Annotated in this window: 19 protein-coding genes; 11 read left to right on the forward strand and 8 right to left on the reverse strand. The window is 74.1% G+C overall.

Annotation, left to right across the window (positions count from 1 at the left end):
- Positions 1 to 131 precede the first annotated feature (131 nt).
- The 3 genes from GV155_RS16065 to GV155_RS16075 all read left to right on the forward strand — a co-directional run bounded on the left by GV155_RS16065 (position 132) and on the right by GV155_RS16075 (position 2,944).
- On the forward strand, positions 132 to 1,166 hold the full coding sequence (locus tag GV155_RS16065; RefSeq protein WP_160009585.1) for a hypothetical protein: 1,035 nt from the start codon (positions 132 to 134) through the stop codon (positions 1,164 to 1,166).
- A 229-nt stretch (positions 1,167 to 1,395) separates the two neighbouring features.
- Positions 1,396 to 2,409, forward strand: coding sequence for a DNA topoisomerase IB (locus GV155_RS16070; RefSeq protein ID WP_160009587.1), 1,014 nt, complete (start codon positions 1,396 to 1,398; stop codon positions 2,407 to 2,409).
- Positions 2,410 to 2,440: 31 nt separating this feature from the next.
- On the forward strand, positions 2,441 to 2,944 hold the full coding sequence (locus tag GV155_RS16075) for a macro domain-containing protein (protein ID WP_160009589.1): 504 nt from the start codon (positions 2,441 to 2,443) through the stop codon (positions 2,942 to 2,944).
- 7 nt (positions 2,945 to 2,951) lie between these two features.
- Here the strand turns inward: GV155_RS16075 and GV155_RS16080 are convergent, their stop codons facing one another.
- Together GV155_RS16080 and serC are read right to left on the reverse strand one after the other, a co-directional pair.
- A complete protein-coding gene (locus GV155_RS16080; protein ID WP_160009591.1) occupies positions 2,952 to 3,506 on the reverse strand; it encodes a hypothetical protein in 555 nt (184 codons plus the stop codon).
- Positions 3,507 to 3,606: 100 nt separating this feature from the next.
- The gene (gene serC / locus GV155_RS16085; RefSeq protein ID WP_236554368.1) at positions 3,607 to 4,746 is read right to left on the reverse strand and encodes a phosphoserine transaminase; all 1,140 of its coding nucleotides are present in this window, start codon (positions 4,744 to 4,746) and stop codon (positions 3,607 to 3,609) included.
- Between the two features lie 18 nt (positions 4,747 to 4,764).
- Here serC and GV155_RS16090 point away from each other — a divergent pair, with 18 nt between their 5' ends.
- The 4 genes from GV155_RS16090 (at position 4,765) to GV155_RS16105 (ending at position 7,950) form a co-directional block, all read left to right on the forward strand.
- Entirely contained in the window at positions 4,765 to 5,334 is a 570-nt protein-coding gene (locus GV155_RS16090; protein WP_236554369.1) for a GNAT family N-acetyltransferase, read from the forward strand.
- 87 nt (positions 5,335 to 5,421) lie between these two features.
- Entirely contained in the window at positions 5,422 to 6,006 is a 585-nt protein-coding gene (locus GV155_RS16095) for a hypothetical protein (protein ID WP_160009593.1), read from the forward strand.
- 56 nt (positions 6,007 to 6,062) lie between these two features.
- Positions 6,063 to 7,103 (forward strand): glycosyltransferase family 61 protein, encoded by a 1,041-nt coding sequence (locus GV155_RS16100; protein WP_160009595.1) that lies wholly within the window; start codon positions 6,063 to 6,065, stop codon positions 7,101 to 7,103.
- 79 nt (positions 7,104 to 7,182) lie between these two features.
- Positions 7,183 to 7,950 (forward strand): class I SAM-dependent methyltransferase, encoded by a 768-nt coding sequence (locus tag GV155_RS16105; RefSeq protein WP_160009597.1) that lies wholly within the window; start codon positions 7,183 to 7,185, stop codon positions 7,948 to 7,950.
- Here GV155_RS16105 and GV155_RS16110 read toward each other — a convergent pair.
- Complete coding sequence (locus tag GV155_RS16110; protein ID WP_160009599.1) at positions 7,904 to 8,395, reverse strand: hypothetical protein; 492 nt, start codon at positions 8,393 to 8,395, stop codon at positions 7,904 to 7,906. The genes GV155_RS16105 and GV155_RS16110 overlap by 47 nt on opposite strands.
- A gap of 82 nt (positions 8,396 to 8,477) precedes the next feature.
- On the opposite strand from GV155_RS16110, the gene GV155_RS16115 reads away from it, so the two are divergent.
- On the forward strand, positions 8,478 to 10,019 hold the full coding sequence (locus tag GV155_RS16115; RefSeq protein WP_201300204.1) for a DUF2252 family protein: 1,542 nt from the start codon (positions 8,478 to 8,480) through the stop codon (positions 10,017 to 10,019).
- A gap of 40 nt (positions 10,020 to 10,059) precedes the next feature.
- Here GV155_RS16115 and GV155_RS16120 read toward each other — a convergent pair whose 3' ends face one another.
- Entirely contained in the window at positions 10,060 to 10,638 is a 579-nt protein-coding gene (locus GV155_RS16120) for a GNAT family N-acetyltransferase (protein ID WP_160009601.1), read from the reverse strand.
- Between the two features lie 68 nt (positions 10,639 to 10,706).
- Positions 10,707 to 11,810, reverse strand: coding sequence for a citrate synthase 2 (locus tag GV155_RS16125; protein WP_160009603.1), 1,104 nt, complete (start codon positions 11,808 to 11,810; stop codon positions 10,707 to 10,709).
- A 109-nt stretch (positions 11,811 to 11,919) separates the two neighbouring features.
- Between GV155_RS16125 and pdxH the strand changes: the two genes are divergently transcribed.
- A complete protein-coding gene (gene pdxH / locus GV155_RS16130; RefSeq protein ID WP_160009605.1) occupies positions 11,920 to 12,564 on the forward strand; it encodes a pyridoxamine 5'-phosphate oxidase in 645 nt (214 codons plus the stop codon).
- A 35-nt stretch (positions 12,565 to 12,599) separates the two neighbouring features.
- Here pdxH and GV155_RS16135 read toward each other — a convergent pair whose 3' ends face one another.
- On the reverse strand, positions 12,600 to 13,193 hold the full coding sequence (locus GV155_RS16135) for a flavin reductase family protein (protein WP_236554370.1): 594 nt from the start codon (positions 13,191 to 13,193) through the stop codon (positions 12,600 to 12,602).
- Positions 13,194 to 13,250: 57 nt separating this feature from the next.
- On the opposite strand from GV155_RS16135, the gene GV155_RS16140 reads away from it, so the two are divergent.
- Complete coding sequence (locus GV155_RS16140; RefSeq protein WP_160009609.1) at positions 13,251 to 14,384, forward strand: 5-methyltetrahydropteroyltriglutamate--homocysteine S-methyltransferase; 1,134 nt, start codon at positions 13,251 to 13,253, stop codon at positions 14,382 to 14,384.
- Between the two features lie 63 nt (positions 14,385 to 14,447).
- Here GV155_RS16140 and ppc read toward each other — a convergent pair whose 3' ends face one another.
- Positions 14,448 to 17,309, reverse strand: a complete 2,862-nt coding sequence (gene ppc, locus GV155_RS16145; RefSeq protein ID WP_160009611.1) for a phosphoenolpyruvate carboxylase — start codon at positions 17,307 to 17,309, stop codon at positions 14,448 to 14,450.
- Positions 17,310 to 17,767: 458 nt separating this feature from the next.
- A complete protein-coding gene (locus GV155_RS16150) occupies positions 17,768 to 18,454 on the reverse strand; it encodes a metal-dependent transcriptional regulator (protein WP_160009613.1) in 687 nt (228 codons plus the stop codon).
- Between the two features lie 81 nt (positions 18,455 to 18,535).
- Here GV155_RS16150 and GV155_RS16155 point away from each other — a divergent pair, with 81 nt between their 5' ends.
- A complete protein-coding gene (locus GV155_RS16155; RefSeq protein WP_160009615.1) occupies positions 18,536 to 19,900 on the forward strand; it encodes a cryptochrome/photolyase family protein in 1,365 nt (454 codons plus the stop codon).
- The last annotated feature ends 15 nt before the right edge of the window (positions 19,901 to 19,915 follow it).

Here is a 19,915-nt window from a genome sequence, read left to right on the forward strand (position 1 = left end):
CGAGGGGGCGGAGCATCAGGGGGTTCCTTCCGAGGGGGGACCGGTCGCCGAGAACGGTAGGCAGCCCCGCTGAGAGCCCTCTGAGAGACGGTCGCCACAGCCCGTGCCGACCGCCGGGCTAGGTTGGGGCGGTGCTCGAGATCCGCCGCTACCTGGGGGTCGCCGTCGCCGTGCCGTTCCTGGTCGGTGGGGTGCTCGCGATCACCCCGGAGGTCGAGCGGGAGGTCGTGCTGACGTTCGCCGACCCGGCGATCGTCGAGTCGAGCGGGCTGGTCGCGCTCGACGACGGCCACGTCGTGACGACCAACGACTCCGGCGACGAGGGCCGCGTCTTCACCGTCGACGCCGACGGCCGGACCGTCGGGACCACGACGTGGGGCGAGGCCCGCGACGTCGAGGCGCTCGCCCCCGTCGAGGGTGACGTCCTGGTGGGCGACATCGGCGACAACGCGGGCGTGCGGGACTCGGTGAGCATCCTGCGGGTGCCGGTCGGGTCGGGCGAGCAGGAGGTCGACGATGCCAGCGCCGTGGAGCTGGTCTACCCCGAGGGCCCGCGCGACGCCGAGACGCTGATGGTCGACCCGGTCTCCGGGCGGGTCCTGGTCGCGAGCAAGGTCGTGCTCGGCGGGGCGCTCTACGAGGTCCCACCGGACGCCGTGCCGCCCTCGGTCGGGGCGCCGGCGCCGCTCGAGCCGGTCCGCCTGCGCGAGATCGGCAGCGTCCGCGGCTTCGCCACCGACGGCGCGTTCTTCCCCGACGGCCGGCACCTGGTGGTCCGCGACTACGGCTCGGCCACCGTCTACTCCTGGCCCGACCTGCAGGACGTCGGCTCCTTCGACCTGCCCGAGCAGGAGCAGGGCGAGGGGATCGCGGTCGACGAGGTGGACGGCGACTTCCGGGTCCTGGTCAGCAGCGAGGGCGTGGACAGCGAGGTGCTGCGCGCCCCGCTGCCGCAGGCCCTCGCCGCGGCGGTCGCCCCGCTGCCGGAGGGCTCGCCGACGGTGCCGCCCGAGGACCCGGCCGTGGTGACCCCGCCGGGGGCGTACGACGCGCCGGTCGCCACCGACGCGCTCGACCGCGGCCCGGGCGTCGGCCCGTGGCTGGTCGGCGGGGTGTTCCTGCTCGGCGTGCTCGTGGTGCTGCTCCGCTCGCTCAAGCCCCGCTGACGGCGCGGTCCGCGGGCCGCGCGCGGCTGAGCGGGGCCGGTCCGCGGGCCGCGCTGTAACGCTGTGTTACTCCATCTGGTCCACCGTCACGGCGCTGCACCAGACGGAGTAACACAGCGTTGCAGCAGGCTGGCCGCGGGCGGGCGGGCGGCCGGGCGGTGGTGAGCGGGGTCGACCACTCTCCCGGGTGGTCCTGCGGCGGCGGCCGGCTGGTTAGCGTGACCGGGCCATGCCTCGCCTGCGCCGCACCTCGCCCGACCAGCCCGGCTGGACCCGTCGCCGCGCCGGCCGCGGGTTCACCTACCTCGATCAGCGGGGCACCCGTCTGGACGGGCAGGACGTGCTGCGGGTCAAGGAGCTCGTCATCCCGCCGGCTTGGCGCGACGTGTGGATCACGCCGTACGACGACGGCCACCTGCAGGCCGTCGGCACCGACGACGCCGGCCGGCGCCAGTACCTCTACCACCCGGACTGGCGCGCGCGCCGTGACGCCGAGAAGTTCGACCGGATGCTGGAGTTCGGCCGGTCGCTGGTCGAGGCGCGCGAGTCGATCGTGGTCGACCTCGGCCGGGAGGGGATGCCGCTGGAGCGCTCGTGCGCGGTGGCGGTGCGGCTGCTCGACCTCGGCTACTTCCGGATCGGCAACGACGTCTACGCCGACACCCACGGCAGCTTCGGGCTGACCACGCTCGAGCGGCGCCACGTACGCCGTCGTCAGGACCGGCTGGTCTTCGCGTTCACCGGCAAGTCCGGCGTCGACCACCGCATCGAGATCGACGACGAGATCGTGGTCGACGCGCTCGAGGTGATGCGCCGGCGCCGCAGCCCGCAGGACCCGTCGCTGCTGGCCTACAAGCAGGGGCGGTCGTGGCGCTCGATCCTGCCGGTGGTGGTCAACGACTACGTCCGCGACAGCACCGGGATGGAGGCCACCGCCAAGGACTTCCGGACCTGGCACGCCACGGTCCTGGCCGCGGCGGCGCTGGCCGGCACGCCGGAGCCCGGCGGGACGCAGGCGTCGCGCCGGCGCGCGGTCTCCGGGGCGATGAAGGAGGTCTCCGGCTTCCTGGGCAACACCCCGACGATGGCGCGGTCCTCGTACGTCGACCCGCGCGTGGTGCAGGCCTACGAGGGCGGCCGCACGATCGCCGGCACGACCCGCCGCCACCACGACACCCCCGACCAGCGGCAGGCGGCGCTGGAGCGTGCCACGCTGAGGCTGATCCGCGCCGAGCAGCAGTGATCCGGTGCGTCGCGACGACGAGGGGACCGGCATGGAGATCACGGTGGTCGAGGGCGACGTCACGCAGCAGCGCGTCGACGCGGTGGTCAACGCGGCCAACCGTCGGATGCGCGGGGGGAGCGGGGTGGACGGGGCGATCCACCGTGCCGGGGGACCGGCCGTGCTGGAGGACTGCGTACGCCGTTTCCCACAGGGCCTGGCGACCGGCGACGCCGGCTGGACCACGGCCGGCGAGATGCCGGCCCGCTGGGTCGTGCACGTCGTCGGCCCGAACTGGCGGGCCGGCGAGACCGACCGCGCCCTGCTGCTGTCCTGCTACACGCGGGCGGTCGCGGTGGCCGACGAGGTCGGCGCCCGCACGATCGCCTTCCCGCTGGTCTCGGCGGGGGTCTACGGCTGGCCCCGGCGGGACGCCGCGGCGGCGGCCGTCGAGGCGCTCTGCTCGGTGGCGGCCACGACCCTCGTCACCGAGGCACGGCTGGTGGCCTTCGACGCCCGGTCCGCGGCGCTGCTGAGAGGCGCGCTGGCCGGATAGTCAGGGACTATCCCGGCTGCTGCTCCTCGTCCGCCGCGTCCTGCTCGCGCTCCTCGCCGCGGCGGCGCAGCCGCTGCGCACCCGGCAGCCCCTCGACGATCTGGCCGACGCTGTCGAAGCGCTCGGTGAGCTGGCCCAGCTCGGGGGAGACATCGGCCATGCCCCGCAGCGCCGGGAGCACCAGGTCGAGCAGGTCCGGGACCAGCTCGAGCAGGTGGGCGACGGCGTCGACGTGCTCGGTGCCGATCACGTCGGCGGCATGGCCCGCGGTGGCCCCGGCCCGCTGCAGCGTCGCGCGGTGCTCCGCGAGCGCGCCGACGGCCCGCCGCAGCTCGGCCGCGCCCAGGTCGACCGCCTCGGCCGCCTGGCGGCTGGTCGCGTCGGCCCGGTCGACGACCTCCTGGGCGTGGGCGTTGGTGGCGGCGACGTCGTCGATGAGCCTCTCCACCCGCGCCAGGGCGGCGTCGGCGCGGCCGACGATCCGCCAGGCGGACCCGACCAGGTCGGCTGCGGCCTGGGCCGGTCGGGTCGCGGCGCCGAGCACGGCGTTGATCGGGCTCATGGAGCTCTCCTCAGCCCGGCGCCTCGTCGCGCCGGACCATCCACCCTGCGCGCCCGCACCGGCGGCCTGCACACCTCCTGGGGTATTCCGCCGCCGTCGGCTACAGGCGCTCGACCACGTGGTCGATGCAGCGGGTCAGGGCGACGACGTCCTCGGGGTCGACGGCGGGGAACATCGCCACGCGCAGCTGGTTGCGGCCGAGCTTGCGGTACGGCTCGGTGTCCACCACGCCGTGGGCCCGCAGCACGGCCGAGACCCGCGCCGCGTCCACCGACGCGTCCAGGTCGACCGTGCCGACCACCAGCGAGCGGTGGGCCGGGTCGGTGACGAACGGGGTGGCGTACGACGACGCCTCCGCCCAGGCGTACAGCGCGGACGACGACCGCGTCGTCCGCGCGACCGCGGCCGGCAGCCCGCCGAGGCCGAGCATCCAGTCCAGCTGCTCGGCCATCAGGAACAGCGTCGCGACGGCCGGGGTGTTGTAGGTCTGCTGCTTGGCCGACTGGTCGACGGCGATGGCCAGGTCCAGCGAGGCCGGCACGTGCCGGTCGGTGGCGTCGATCTCGCCGACCCGGTCCAGGGCCGCCGGCGACATCAGCGCGAACCACAGCCCGCCGTCGGAGGCGAAGCCCTTCTGCGGGGCGAAGTAGTAGACGTCGGACTCGGCCACGTCGACCGGCAGCCCGCCGGCGCCCGAGGTCGCGTCGACGACGACCAGCGCCTCCTCGGCCCGGGTGCCGGGCGGGCGGACCACCGGCGCCATCGCCCCGGTCGAGGTCTCGTTGTGCGCCCAGGCGTAGACGTCGAGGCCGTCGCCGGGACGTGCCGCGACGATCGTGCCGGGCTCCCCGCGCACGACGTCGGGCTCGCCGAGCCACGGCGCCGCCGCGGCCGCCTCGGCGAACTTCGCGGTGAACTCGCCGTAGACCAGGTGCTGGCTGCGCTCACGGACCAGCCCGTAGGTCGCGACGTCCCAGAACGTCGTCGACCCGCCGTTGCCGAGCACCACCTGCCAGCCCTCCGGCAGCGAGAACAGGGAGGCGAGCTGCTCCTGCACCCGGCCCACGAGCCCGCGTACGGGCGCCTGGCGGTGCGACGTCCCGACCAGGGACGTGCCGGTCGCGGCCAGCGCGTCGAGACGCGAGGCCGGCACCTTGGAGGGACCGGAGCCGAACCGCCCGTCGGCGGGCAGCAGGTCGGCGGGCAGCAGGTCGGCGGGGATGCGGGGGCCGTCGGTCACGCCTCCTAGTCTGGCACCGTGCCACCCCCGCCCGACCCCGCGCCCGACCCCGCGCCCGTGCTCCGCCTCGTCCGGGTCGGCTACGGCCACCCCGACGCCGTCCGGCTCGTCGAGGAGGTCCAGCAGGAGTACGTCCTGCGCTACGGCTCGCCCGACGTCACCCCGCTCGACCCGCTGATGTTCGAGCCGCCCACCGGCAGCTTCTTCGTGGGCTACCGCGACGCCCCCGACGGGACCGCCGACGCGGTCGCCACCGGCGCCTGGCGCCGGGTCGACCTGCCGGTCCTCGGGGTCACCCGCACCGCCGAGCTGAAGCGGATGTACGTCTCTCCGCGCGCCCAGCGCGCCGGCCACGCCCGCACGATGCTGGCCGCGCTCGAGGCCGACGCGGCGGCGTACGGCGCGGAGGCGATGGTGCTCGAGACGGGCGTGCGTCAGCCGGAGGCGATCGCGCTCTACCGCTCCGTGGGCTACGTCGCGGTGCCCGACTTCGGTCACTACGCCGGCGACGCGCTGTCGCGCTGCTACGGGCGGCTGCTGGACCCCGCCCTGGCCGCCGCTGCGCCCGAGGGCTCCCGCACCGCCTGACCCGTACCGCCTGACCCGTACCGCCTGACCCGTACCGCCTGACCCGACCGCCTGACAGGGACGTCCGGGCGTGCCTACCCTTCCCCGGTGCCCCCCACCGCCCTCCGCCGCCTCGCGCTGCTCCTCGGCGCCCTGCTGACCGCCTCGCTGCTCGCCGTCGGCCCGGGCGCCCCCGCCCAGGCCGCCCCGATCGAGGACTACGCCTCCTACGTCGGGGGCACGACGTGCAAGCCGAAGCCGAAGCCGGGTGCGGTCGCCCTGGGCCGCTGGATGGTCGACACGTTCGGCGGCGGGTTCGGCGGCGTCGGCCGGGCGTGCTCGGCGAGCACCTCGGAGCACGAGGAGGGCCGTGCCTTCGACTGGACGCTGGACGCCGCGACGAAGGCCGACCGGCAGCGTGCCAGCAGGTTCCTCCGACGCGTGCTCGCCACCGACGACGCGGGCAACGAGCACGCCCTGGCCCGCCGGATGGGGATCATGTACATCATCTGGAACGACCGGATCTGGCGGTCGTACAGCGACGAGTTCACCCCCGGCCGCTACCTCTCCAGCAGCTGCCCGTCCCGGAAGCGCTGCTCCAAGACCCTGCGCCACCGCGACCACGTGCACGTGTCGCTGAGCCGCGCCGGCGGTCGCGGGGCGACCAGCTGGTACGACGGTCGCCTCGACTGAGCTGCTCCGACGCCGTGCGCCCGGGGAGCGGCGCGGGCTCGGGTACGGTCCTGCCCATGTCGACGTCGGGCGCACCGTCCCCGTGGGTCGCGGCGGTCTCCCCGGACGCCCCGCCCGCCGAGGAGCCCACCCTGGTCCGGGTCGAGGACGCCCTGCTGACGGGTTTCGAGAGCGGACCCCTGAACGCGAGCAAGGGACCGCGGCGGTGGATCCGCGGCGCGGTCCACGACCGGGACGGTGCTCTGGTCCCCTCCTCCCAGCGGCACTGGGCCGGCGACGTGTGGTCGCCGGTGGCCGCCGACCCGGAGCGGGTCAAGGTGCCCTCCCGTGGCCGCCGCCTCGAGGGGACCTGGCTCTACGTGGGGCACTGGCCGCAGCACTTCGGCCACTTCGTCCTCGAGACGCTGACGAACCTGTGGCCGGACCCGGAGCAGATCCAGGTCGACGGCCTGCTCGGTCATCGGCGGTTCCGCGGCGAGGCGCACGGCCACCGACGGCCCGCGCAGGACGTCGAGCTGGTCCCGTGGAAGCTCGACCTCCTGGAGCTGGCCGGCTACGCCGGCCGACGGCACGTCCAGGTGAACACCGCGCCCGCGCACGTCGAGACGCTCCTGGTCCCGCAGCAGCCCGTCGTGCTGAAGAGCTGGGCGACCCCCGCGGCCGTCGCGCTCTGGGAGCGGGTGGCCGGCCGGACGCAGCCCGGCACGGACGCCCGCGTCTTCCTGTCCCGGCGGCGCTGGCACGAGGCACGCGAGGGCAGGTCCAGCCGGGTCCGCACCTCGCCCGAGTGGGAGGACCACGTCGAGCAGGCGTTCCGGGACCAGGGCTTCCGCATCGTCCACCCCGAGACGCTCCCGGTCGTCGAGCAGATCGGGCTGGTCAGCGGCGCGGACGTCGTCGCGGGGTTCTCGGGCTCCGCGCTGCACCTCTCCGCGTTCGCCGGGCCGGAGACCCGGGTCGTCGAGATCGGCGACCTGCGCTCGGCGACCGCCCCCATGGCGACCCAGCAGATGGTCGACGCCGCCCGGGGCCACCGGGTCGCCTTCTGCGAGCACGCCGACCGGGCCGCGCTGCGCCGCGTGCTCGAGGCCCTGTGACCGCCCGCCCGGGCCGCCGGGACCCGTACCCGGGGCCTCCGACGTCCCCGACGCGCCCCACACCGAGGAGACCCGCCCCATGAACCGCCACGAGCTGCTCGCCCGGCTGCACGAGGACCTCCAGCCCCGCACCTACCTGGAGACCGGCATCAACACCGGCCGCAGCCTGTCCCTCTCCCGCGCCTCGAGCGTGGGGATCGACCCGGAGTTCTCGATCACCGAGGAGGTCCAGGCCGACGTGCACCTGGCCCGGACCAGCAGCGACGAGTTCTTCGCCCGTCGCCGCCCGCTGGCCCACCTCCCGGTCCCGGTCGTGGACCTGGCGTTCGTCGACGGGATGCACCTGGCCGAGTACGCCCTGCGCGACGTCGTCGCGGTCGAGAGGTTCACCTCGGCGACCAGCGTGCTGGTGATCGACGACGTGCTCCCGCGGAAGGTGGTGATGGCCAACCGCAAGCGCAGCACCACGCGCTGGACCGGGGACGTCTACAAGGCCACGGCTGCGCTGCGCACCCTGCGCCCGGACCTGGTGGTGGTCGAGATCGACACGCAGCCCACCGGCACCTGCGTGCTGATGCTGCCCGACGCGGCACGCGGCGGGGTCCTCCCCGGCTACGACGACTGGGTCGCCACGACGGCGGTCCTCCCGGACCCCCAGGACGTGCCGGCCGAGGTCCTGCAGCGCACGAGGGCCATGGCGCCGGAGGAGTTCCTCGCCGCGGTCGACTGGACCCGGTGGCGTCGCGCGCGGCAGCAGGGCGAGGGCCTGGCCGGCGCCCGCACGCTGCTGGAGGACCTGATCAGGAAGAACGACGAGCTGACGAGCCGAGTCGCGCCAGGCGCCTGAGACGGCGTGACCTCCGCAGGCGTCGCAGCAGCCGCGAGGCCGCGGGCTGACGGGGGGCCGGGTCCTGGTCCGGGCGGGGACGGGCGCGGGACGGTCGCGACGGGGCCGCCTCGTCACCCCAGAGCAGGACCACGGGCCGCTCGCCCTGGACCAGCAGGCGGCACCCCAGGGGGAGCGGGCCGTCCGGCGTGCGCAGCCGGACCTTCCAGGTCCCGTCGGTCAGGTCCGCCCGGGGGAACCGGGCGACCAGCCGGCGTACGTCGCCGCTGCCGGACACCGTCGGGACGGCCGTGAGGTGGTGCTCGCCGCGGCGCAGCACGACCGTGTCGTCCGGCCCGGGACGGGCGGTGGTCCCGTCCAGCACCAGCTCCACGTCGTCGGCCACGCGTCGCGCGTAGCTGTTGACGAGGTCGGCGGCGGCCGCCGGAGGTAGCGATGATCCCACGGCGCGAGTGTAGGGCGCGTGGAGCGCCCGGACCCCGCCCCGGGTGGTGCGGGCGCGGCGACCGGTCCGATAGACACGACCGATGAGCACCCCTGCCCGCTCCGCCGAGGAGCTGCGCACCCTGACCCGGGCCGACCTGATGGACCTCGCCCGTGGGCAGCAGCTGCCCGGACGGTCCTCGATGTCCAAGGACGAGCTGGTCGAGGCCCTGGTCACCTCCGGCAGCGACCCGGCGGAGGGCGGGGACGTGGGCGCCCAGGCCCGCGTACCCCACGGCTCCCGGGTGGACGCGTTCCGCGCGCTGGCCGAGCAGCGCGCCCGCGGCGAGGTGCGCTTCATGCCCCGTCAGCTGCGCGGCCACGACCGGCGCCTGCACGTGCGCCAGACCGTCCGCGAGGACCACGAGACCCGGATCGCGCACCGCAGCCAGGACGCGGAGGCGAAGTTCGAGCTGCTGGCCGACTCGCTCTACTCGTTCTTCCGCGGCACCTGCCTGCTGTTCTACCGCGACATCGCCGGCGAGGACGCCTGGATGCCGACCGTGCTGACCCTGGGCGACGTGCACCCGGAGAACTTCGGCGTGATGCCGAGCGCCGACGACGTGCCGATCTTCGGCGTCAACGACTTCGACGAGGCCTACTACGCCCCGTTCACCTGGGACCTCAAGCGTGGGGCGGTGGGCTTCGTCATCGCGGCGGGGACCGAGGGCGGGATGGGCACGATGAAGCAGCTGCGGATCGCGGAGTGCTTCGTGCGCGGCTACGTCGGGGCGATGCGGCGCTACGCCTCCGACGCGACCGAGCAGCAGGGCCAGATGCGCGAGGACAACGCCCCCAAGCTGATCCGGCGCCTGATCAAGGGCGCGCACGAGGACCGCGACGCCTGGCTGGCCCGCAAGTACCACGACGAGTACCGCCGGGGCTTCCGCCCCGACGACGAGCACGTGCCGGTGACCAGCAGGGTCGAGGAGTTCCAGGCCGCGCTGGACCGCTTCGTGCGCGACAACGACATCGAGGTCCCCGCCCGCGCCGGTCGGATGCGGGTCAAGGACGTCTGCGAGCGGCTCGGGCAGGGCACCGCCTCGCTGGGCCTGCCCCGCTACTACCTGATGGTCGAGGGGCCCAACGCCGACGGCACCGACGACGTGATCATCGAGTTCAAGCAGGCCCGGCGCTCGGCCCTGGCCGGGCTCGCGCCGCCCTCGGAGTTCCAGATGGACGGCACCGCCGAGCGGATCACCCACGCCCAGGGCGTCCACCTCGTCCGGGGCGACCGGTTCTACGGCGCGGTCGAGATCGACGGGCTGTCCTTCATGGTGCGCGAGCGGGCGCCGTACAAGGACGAGATCGAGCTCGAGGACCTCTCGCCCAAGCAGTGGCGCACCTACGCCCGGATCTGCGGGGAGTCGCTGGCGCAGTCCCACGCCCTGTCCGACGAGGCCGGTCTCGTCGACCACGACATCGAGCCCGACGTGCTGGCCGCGATCGGCCCGGAGGACCTCTTCGTCACCGACCTCGTGGCCTACGCCGCCGAGGCCGCCGACCGGGTGCGGGCCGACCACGTGCACTTCCGCGCCGACCACGCGCTCGGCGCGTTCCGGTGGGTGGACCAGGTCTTCCGCTGACGGTTCGGGCGGGGCCAGGGGGCGCGTGCCTGAGGACGCGCTACTGCGCGTCGTCAGGCACGCGGGAGGGGCCGGCTGCGGAGCGGTCGAGGTCCAGGCTGACCACACCGTGCTCCCACCCCGGGATCGCCTGCTTCTCGTCGTCGACACGGATGGCGCGTTCGTTCAGACCCAGCTTCCGGAGCACGGCGCGAGAAGCGGTGTTGACTGCCATCGTCTCGGCCCACACCCGCTGGAGCCCCACCGTCCCGAATGCGTGGTCCACCAGCACGCGACCGCCCTCGGTGGCCAGGTCGCGTCCCCAGGCCGTGCGTCGGAGACGGTAGCCCAGCTCAGCGGAACCACGCCTGTCCGCGTCCGGGATCAGGCACCACCACCCGAACCATCGCTCGGGGTCGTGGCGGTCCCACCCGATCCAGAAACCGAGCCCCCGGGCATCCGCCTGGGGCGCGGTGCGTCGGGGCATGTAGGTGCCCACGACCTCGTCCCGGGACAGGGCACGGCCGTGGATGAGGCGAAGCACCTCGGGGTCGCTGTCCAGCTCCACCAGCAGCTCGGTGTGCGCGGCCGTCAGCGGCTCGAGACGTACACGCTCGGTGAGGAGGACGGGTCTGCTCATGGTGTGGGAGCGGGTCGTGGGTCAGACGACGCGCCGGAGCGCGTCGTCCGACCCACGACCCAGGAGGCTCACTCGCCCCAGGCGCTCTTCCAGCCCTCGATGTCGCTCGCGCTGCGCTCGCCCGGGCCGGTGTAGACGGCCGAGGGGCGGATCAGGCGACCGGTGCGCTTCTGCTCCAGGATGTGCGCCGACCAGCCGCCGGTGCGGGCGCAGGTGAACATCGAGGTGAACATGTGCGGCGGGACCTCGGCGAAGTCCAGAACGATCGCGGCCCAGAACTCGACGTTGGTCTCGAGCACGCGGTCGGGGCGGCGCTCCTTGAGCTCCTTGAGCGCGGCCTTCTCGAGCGCCTCGGCGACCTCGTAGCGGGGCGCGTTGAGCTCCTTGGCGGTGCGGCGCAGCACGCGGGCGCGGGGGTCCTCGGCGCGGTAGACGCGGTGGCCGAAGCCCATCAGCCGGTCGCCGCGGTCGAGGAGGCCCTTGACGTAGCCCTCGGCGTCGCCGGACTCCTCGACGTCACCGATCATGCCGAGCACCCGCGAGGGCGCGCCGCCGTGCAGCGGGCCGCTCATCGCGCCGATGGCGCCGGAGAACGCGGCGCCCACGTCGGCGCCGGTGGAGGTGATCACGCGGGCGGTGAAGGTGGAGGCGTTCATGCCGTGCTCGGCCGCGCTGCTCCAGTAGGCGTCGATCGCCTTGACGTGCTTGGGGTCGGCCTCGCCCTTCCAGCGGATCAGGAACTTCTCCGCCAGAGTGCCGCCCGCGTCGACCTCGGACTGCGGGACGACGGCGTTGTGCAGTCCGCGCGCGGACTGCGCGGCGTAGGACAGCACCATGACCGCGACCCGGGAGAGGTCCGCACGGGCCTGCTCGTCGGAGATGTCGTAGGTCTGGCGGAAGCCGAAGGCCGGCGCGAGCATCGCGATCGCGGCCTGGACGTCGACGCGCACGTCACCGGTGTGGACCGGGATGTTGTAGGCCTCCGCGGGCGGCAGGCCCGGGTCGTACGAGCCGTCGATCAGGAGGCCCCAGACGTTCTCGAACGGCACCCGCCCGACGATCTCCTCGATGTCGACGCCGCGGTAGCGCAGCGCCGAGCCCTCCTTGTCGGGCTCCGCGATCTCCGACTCGAAGGCGACGACGCCCTCGAGTCCGTGGTGTACCTCAACCATGCGGGACGACTCCTTCGTCGGGACCTTCGTCGTGGGGTGCTCTGGCTCGGCATTGTGCCGCACCGCGCTGGGTGGGTGGCGGCGGGTCGCGGAGCCGTAGCCTGCTGGCATGAGCCGAGACCTCTCCTCCGCCCGCGAGGAGTACGCCCGCGGCGGCCTCGACGAGGCCGACCTGCTCGCCGACCCGGTCGCGATGTTCGAGCGGTGGTACGACCAGGCGGTCGACCAGGGCGTGCACGAGCCGAACGCGATGGTGCTCTCGACCGCGGGTGCGCACGGCCGGCCGTCGTCACGGATCGTGCTGCTCAAGGGCGTCTCGGAGCGCGGGTTCGTCTTCTTCACCAACCAGGCCTCCCGCAAGGGCGGCGAGCTGGCCGAGGTGCCGTGGGCCGCGCTGCTCTTCCCCTGGCACGCCCTCGAGCGCCAGGTCCGGGTCGAGGGCCCGGTCGAGCCGCTGCCGCGCGAGGAGGTCGCGACCTACTTCGCCTCCCGCCCGCGCGGCTCGCGGATCGGGGCCTGGGCCTCCCGGCAGTCGAGCACGGTCGCCGACCGCGCCGAGCTCGAGGCGTCGTACGCCGCCGCGGACGACCGCTTCGGCGAGGACGTGCCGGTCCCGGACGACTGGGGCGGGTACGTCGTACGGCCCGAGGTCGTGGAGTTCTGGCAGGGCCGGCCGAGCCGGCTGCACGACCGGCTGGTCTACGAGCGCGACCCGCAGGAGCGGGCCTGGCTCACCTGTCGGCTGGCTCCCTGAGCGACAGCCACGGAGCGGAGGCGCCGACTGACCCGTCAGTCGCGGCCGGGCGCCTTCGTGGGCCGGTCGATCTTGACGACCTCGTTGGGCAGGCCCCACTCGTTGCGGCCCAGCCGCGAGAGCGGCTCCATCAGGGAGAACTCCGGGTGGCCGTCCTGCATGACCGCGTCGTCGACGTGGATGCCGACGACCCGGCCGAGGATCAGCCAGGAGTTGCCGAGCTCCTGGACCGAGTGCAGCGTGCACTCCAGCGAGGCCGGTGAGGCCGCGACGCGGGGGACGGAGACGTTCGTGCTCGGCGCCATCTCGAGGCCCACGGCCTCGGCCTCGTCGACGTCGGGGTCGTAGGGCGCGCTGCTGCCGTTGATCGCCTCCAGCAGCGGGCGGTTGGCCAGGCTGATCACCATCTCGCCGGTCTCCTGCACGTTGCGCAGCGTGTCCTTCGCACCGACCGAGGTGATCGAGACCAGGGGCGGGTCGACGCAGGCCACGGTGAAGAAGGAGTGCGGGGCGAGGTTGCCGACGCCGGCCGCGGAGCGGGTCGAGACCCACGCGATCGGGCGGGGGACCACGATGCTGTTCAGCAGCGGGTAGGTGTTGACGTCCGGGTCGGCGGGGTCGAGGTGCATGGGACTCATCCTGCCCGGGCGGTGCGGGTGGGGCGGGGGTCGGCCTACGGTCGGGGGATGAGCACCGACCGCCAGCTGCCCCCGTACCGCGCCGACCACGTCGGGAGCCTGCTGCGCCCACCCGCGCTGGTCGACGCCCGCGCCCGCCACGCCGCCGGCGACCTCGACGACGCCGGCCTGCGCGCCGCGGAGGACACCGCGGTCCGCGAGGTGGTCGCGATGCAGCGCGACGCCGGGCTGCAGACCGTCACCGACGGCGAGCTGCGCCGTACCTCCTGGCATATGGACTTCCTCTACCAGCTCGAGGGCGTCTCGCCGACCGAGGAGACGATGGCGGTGCACTTCCGCAACGCCGACGGCGACCTCGACTTCTCCTCCGCGGCGCTGTCGGTGCACGACCGGGTCCGCCTGGGGGAGCCGATCTTCACCGACGCCTTCACCTTCCTGCGCGACACCGCCGCCGAGGTCGCGCCCGGGATGACGCCGAAGCTGACCATCCCCTCGCCGAACATGGTCCACTACCGCGGCGGTCGGGCGGCGATCGACGCCGACGTCTACCCCGACCTCGACGCGTTCTGGGACGACCTCGCCGCGGCCTACGCCGAGCAGGTCCGCGCCGTCGCCGACCTCGGCTGCACCTACCTCCAGCTGGACGACACGTCGCTGGCCTACCTCAACGACCCGCTGCAGCGCGAGCAGCTGCGCGCGCAGGGCGGCGACCCCGAGCACCAGCACGAGCGCTACGTCCGCACGATCAACGACGCGATCGCCGGTCGGCCCGACGGGCTGCACGTGACCACCCACCTGTGCCGCGGCAACTACCGCTCCTCGTGGGCGGCCGAGGGCGGCTACGACTTCGTCGCCGAGGCCGTCTTCGGCGGCCTCGAGGTCGACGGGTTCTTCCTGGAGTACGACGACGAGCGCTCCGGCGGCTTCGAGCCGCTGCGCCACGTGCCCGCCGGCAAGCAGGTCGTGCTCGGCCTGGTCACCACCAAGCACGGCCGCCTGGAGGACAAGGACGCGCTGAAGCGCCGCATCGACGAGGCCGCGAAGCACGTGCCGCTCGAGCAGCTGTGCCTCTCGCCGCAGTGCGGCTTCTCCTCGACCGTCGAGGGCAACGCGCTCACGATCGAGGAGCAGGCCGCCAAGCTGCGGCTGCTCGTCGAGGTCGCCGACGAGGTCTGGGGCTGACCGGAACCGTCACCTTGAGGCGCCGCGAGCGTCATCTCGGCTGTCCGCGAGCGTCATCTCGGCTCAGCCGGTGTTGCGCAGGCCCGCCGCGATCCCGTTGATGGTCAGCAGCAGCGCCCGCTGCAGGTCGGGGTGGCGCCCGTCGTCGCCGGCGGCGCGCACCCGGCTGAGCAGCGAGACCTGGAGGGCGTGCAGCGGCGCGAGGTAGGCGTCGCGGGTCTCCAGGGTGCGCCGCAGCGTCGGTGACCCCTCGAGCAGCGAGTCCTGCCCGGTCACCCACAGCACCTGCTCGACGGCCCGCTCGTGCTCGGCGCGGACCTGGTCGAAGAGGCCGGCGGCGTCCTCGGGCACCAGCGAGCGGACGTAGCGCGCGGCGATGTCGAGGTCGGTCTTGGCCAGCGTCATCTGGACGTTGGAGACGAAGGTGCGGAAGAACGCCCACGAGCCGTACATCTCGCGCAGCGTCTCCCCGCGGCCGTCCTCGCGCGCGGCCGCCAGGCCGGAGCCCACGCCGTACCAGCCGGGCAGGATCATCCGCGACTGCGTCCAGCCGAAGACCCACGGGATCGCGCGGAGGTCGTCGAGGCCGCCGGCGCCGCCGGGGCGCTTGGCCGGGCGGGAGCCGATGTTCATCGCGCCGAGCTCGTCGACCGGCGTGGCCGCGACGAAGAACGGCACGAGGCCGGGGTCGCGCACGAGACCGCGGTACGCCTCCTGGCCGGCCGAGGCGACCCGGTCCATGGTGGCGTTCCAGCCGTCGAGGACGTCGGCGGGCAGCAGCGAGGTGCGGTGCAGCACGGAGGCCTCGAGGACGGCCGCGAGCGCCTGCTCGAGGTTCTCGCGCCCGAGCTGGGGCAGGGTGTACTTGTCGCTGATCACCTCGCCCTGCTCGGTGATCTTGATCGGGCCGTCGAGGCTGCCATAGGGCTGCGACATGATCGCCTCCCCGGTCGGGCCGCCGCCGCGCCCGACGGAGCCGCCGCGGCCGTGGAAGAGCCGCATCACCACGCCGTGCTTGCGCCCGACGTCACGCAGCGCCCGCTGGGCGCGGTGGATCTGCCACTGCGAGGCCGCGATCCCGGCGTCCTTGGAGGAGTCGGAGTAGCCGAGCATGATCTCCTGCACGTCGCCGCGGGCGGCGACCACGCGGCGGTACGCCGGGTCGCCCAGCAGCGCCTCGAGCAGCGGCTCGGCGGCCTCGAGCTCGGCGACGGTCTCGAACAGCGGGGCGAAGCCGATCCGGGCGGTCGCCGGGGTGTCCTCGGTGCCGGGGTCGACCAGGCCGGCCTCGCGGGCCAGCACGACCACGGCGAGCAGGTCGTCGACGTCGTGGGTCATCGAGACGATGTAGGTCTCGACCACCTCGGGACCGAAGGTGTCCAGGGCGTCGCGGATCGCGTCCATCAGCGACAGCGACGCGGTGACCGGGCTGTCGGGGTCGTCGCGCAGGCCGGGGGTGCGGGCGCCGGTCAGCGGGCGCCGGCTCGCGAGCTCCGCCGACAGCAGCCGGATCCGCGCGGGGCGGTCGAGGGAGGCGTACGGCTCGGGGTGCTCGCCGAGGCGGTCGACGAGGACCTCGAGCGCGGCGTGGTGCTTCTCGCTGTGCTCACGCACGTCGAGGGTGGCCAGGCCGAGCCCGATCGCGGTGGCGGTGCGCAGCAGGCGGAGCACGCCGCCGTCGGCGGTGAGGTGGTCGCCGTCGGCCAGCATCGAGTCGCGCACCAGGGCGAGGTCGGTGAGCAGCCCGTCGAGGGTGAGGTAGTCGCGGCCGGGCTCGTGCGCGCGGCCCTCGGCGAGCCGGTCGCGGGTGCGGAGCAGGCGGACGCGGGCGAAGCTGAGCTTCAGCCGGTACGGCTCCTCGGCGTTCAGCCGGCGGATCGTGGAGTAGGTGATCGGCAGCGCCTCGGCGTCGGCCTCGAGACTGGCGGCGAGCTCGTCGCTCGGGGTCACCACGCGGGTCGAGGACGACACCTCGCCGAGCAGCTCCTCCACGCCACGGACCAGCTCGCGCAGGCCCACGTCGTGCTGGAGCCCGAGCACGTCGAGGGTCACCTGCGGGGTGACGTTGGGGTTGCCGTCGCGGTCCCCGCCGGCCCAGGTGCCGAAGCGCAGGGGGCGCGCGGTCGCGGGCAGGTCGACGTCGATGGTGGCCAGGCAGCGGTCGAGCTCCTCGAGCAGCCCGGGGACGACCTCGGCGGCCAGCGACTGGAGGTAGTAGAGCAGCGTGCGGGCCTCGTCGGCCGGCTCCGGCTTCTCGATGCGCAGCTCGTCGGTCTGCCAGAGGAGGTCGACCAGCTCGGCCAGCCGGCGCTCGCTGCGCTCGCGGTCGGCCGGCCGGCCGCGCGGGTCCTCGGCGGCGTAGGTCTCCTCGGCGATCTTCTGCAGCAGCACCAGCACCGAGCGGCGGCTGGCCTCGGTCGGGTGGGCGGTGAAGACCGGGCGGTACTCCAACCGCCCGAGCACGTCGACGACCAGGTCCCGGTCGACGCTGCCGTCCTCGAGCGCCGCGCCGATCCGGCCGACGGCGTCGGCCAGCGGGCCGGACTCCCGCGAGGTGAGCTCCTGCCAGCGGTGCAGCTGCTCGGTGACGTTGACCAGCTGGAAGTACGCCGTGAAGGCCCGCGCCAGCACGATCGCGGTCGCGTCGTCGGTGGCGTCGAGCAGCTCGTGCAGGGCGCCGTCGTCGGGCTCGCGGCTCAGCGCGCGGACCTGCTCGACCAGGGCCAGCAGCTCGGGGCCCTCGTGGCGGGTCAGCGCCTCCCCGAGCAGTCGCCCGAGCTGGCGTACGGAGGCGCGGAGCGCGGCGTGCTGCTCGTCGGAGGACACGCCCCCGGCGAACGTCGCCACGTCGGGGTCGCGGCGGTCGGCGGCGATCATCTGCTCGGTGCTGAGCGGCGCCCGGCCGGGGCTCGTGGAGCTGGTCATGGGGGCAGTGTGGCGTGCAGAGGTGACATCGGTGTTGCGCGTCCACGGGCGCGTGGGCCGACGCGACGACCGGCGCGTCGACCGGCCGTCCACAGGCGCGCGGAAACCCCTTGAACGGCGGGCGGGGTCGATCTACGGTGATCGGACACGGGAAAGGAGGTGGTCCAGAGAATGCATTCTTCTAGGACGCGTGAGGTGGCTGCCCGCTAGCAGCCCAGCATGACCGTCGGTCCAGTGACCGACCGGCTGCTGGCGAATCCACAGCAGTCACCCGGCCCGCAGGTGCCCCGGTCACAGAGCTACGTCCACCGGGGGCGGTCGCACCGGTCCCTCATCGGACCGGGTGCGCCACACCTGCGGGTCGCGCGCATTTCGGACGTGGCACCGCGCGGGACGTCATCCGTCGCGCCGCCCGGCCGCAGCACCGGCCGTATCACGTCCGGCGCCGCGACCGGGCGTCAGGCGCGGGAGACGAAGATGTGGTCCGCGGCCTCGGGGACGATCTCGGCGGTCTCGCCGCCGGAGCCGATCAGGACGCCGGCGCCGGTCGAGACGACGGTGACGGTCTTGTCGGGGGTGGCGCCGGCCCGGCGCAGCGCGCTCATCAGGTGCTCGTCCTTCTGCATCTCCTCCGAGATGCGGCGCACCAGCACGCGGCCCTCCTCGGCCGAGGCGACCGACGACAGGGATTCGACGCCGGTCATGAACTCCTCGACCACGTGGGTCTGGCCCAGCTCGTCGAGGCCGGGGATCGGGTTGCCGTACGGCGACTCGGTCGGGTTCTCCAGCAGCGTCATCAGGCGGCGCTCGACGGTCTCGGACATGACGTGCTCCCAGCGGCACGCCTCCTCGTGGACCAGCTCCCAGTCGAGGCCGATCACGTCGACCAGCAGCCGCTCCGCGAGCCGGTGCTTGCGCATCACGCGGGTGGCCAGGCGGCGGCCGTCCTCGGTCAGCTCCAGGTGCCGGTCGCCCTCGACGGTGAGCAGGCCGTCGCGCTCCATCCGGGCCACGGTCTGGGAGACGGTCGGGCCCGACTGGTGGAGGCGCTCGGCGATCCGCGCCCGCAGGGGCACGATGCCCTCCTCGTCGAGCTCGTAGATGGTCCGCAGATACATCTCGGTGGTGTCGATGAGGTCGCTCACCTCTCCATTGTGACGCATCGTGGGGACGGCGCCGCGCGGGTGAGGAGGGCGGTCGGCGGCCGGTGGCAGAGTGAGGGACCGATGACAGCCGTGATGTGGTTCCGCCGCGACCTCCGCCTGGCCGACAACCCCGCCCTGGTCGCGGCCGCCGACGACGGCGAGGTGCTGCCGCTGTTCGTCCTGGACCCGCACCTGTGGGACCCCGCCGGGCCGTCGCGCCGGGCCTACCTCGCTGCGTCGCTCCGCGCCCTCGACGCCGGCCTGCGCCAGCGGCGCACCCGCCTCTCCGTGCTGCGCGGCGACCCGGTGCGCCGGGTGGTGCTGGCCGCGAAGGTCGTCGGGGCCGACACCGTCCACGTCGCGGAGGACTTCGCGCCGTACGGCCGGGCCCGCGACGAGGCCGTCGAGCAGGCGCTGGGCGAGGCCGGGATCGCTTTGGTGCGCACCGGGTCGCCGTACGCCGTGTCCCCGGGCCGGGTCGTCAACGGCAGCGGCTCGGCCTACAAGGTCTTCACCCCGTTCTCCCGCGCCTGGAGCGACCACGGCTGGCGCGGTCCGATCGAGGCGCCGACCGGCGTGACCTGGCGCGAGCTCGGCGACGACGAGGCCGGCGGCACGACGGGGATCCCCGACGTCGACCTGCCCGAGGGCCTGGAGCTCCCGGACGCCGGGGAGAAGGCCGCCCTCGAGACCTGGGAGCGGTTCCTGGACAAGGTCCAGGACTACGACGAGGACCGCGACAAGCCCGGCGTCGAGGGCACGTCGCGGATGTCGCGCCACCTGAAGTACGGCGAGGTGCACCCGCGCACGCTGCTGGCCGAGCTCGCCGGCCGGAGCGGCAAGGGCGTGCAGACCTACCGCAGCGAGCTGGCCTGGCGGGAGTTCTACGCCGACGTGCTCTTCCAGCGCCCCGACTCGGCGCGCGAGTACTACCGCCCGGAGTACGCCCGGATGCCGTACGACGACCCGGGCGAGCAGCTGCTCGCCTGGCAGGAGGGCCGCACCGGGTTCCCCGTCGTCGACGCCGGGATGCGCCAGCTGCGCGCGACCGGCTGGATGCACAACCGGGTCCGGATGATCGTGGGCAGCTTCCTGGTCAAGGACCTCCACCTGGAGTGGCAGCTCGGCGCCCGGCACTTCCTGCACTGGCTGGTCGACGGCGACCTGGCCTCCAACAACCACGGCTGGCAGTGGGTGGCCGGCAGCGGCACCGACGCCTCCCCGTTCTTCCGGGTCTTCAACCCCACCACCCAGGGCAGGAAGTTCGACCCCGACGGCGCCTACCTGCGCCGCTGGGTCGAGGAGCTGGCCGACCCCGACCGGGTGCCCGACCCGCACGAGCCGGACGACGACACCCGCGACCTCGTCGGCTACCCGCGCCCGATGGTGGACCACAAGGCCGAGCGTCGCGAGGCCCTCGACCGCTACGAGCAGATCAAGAAGTAGCACCACCCCCCGGCG

Origin of the sequence: Nocardioides sp. AX2bis, assembly GCF_902506435.1 — a bacterium.
Taxonomy (GTDB): domain Bacteria; phylum Actinomycetota; class Actinomycetes; order Propionibacteriales; family Nocardioidaceae; genus Nocardioides.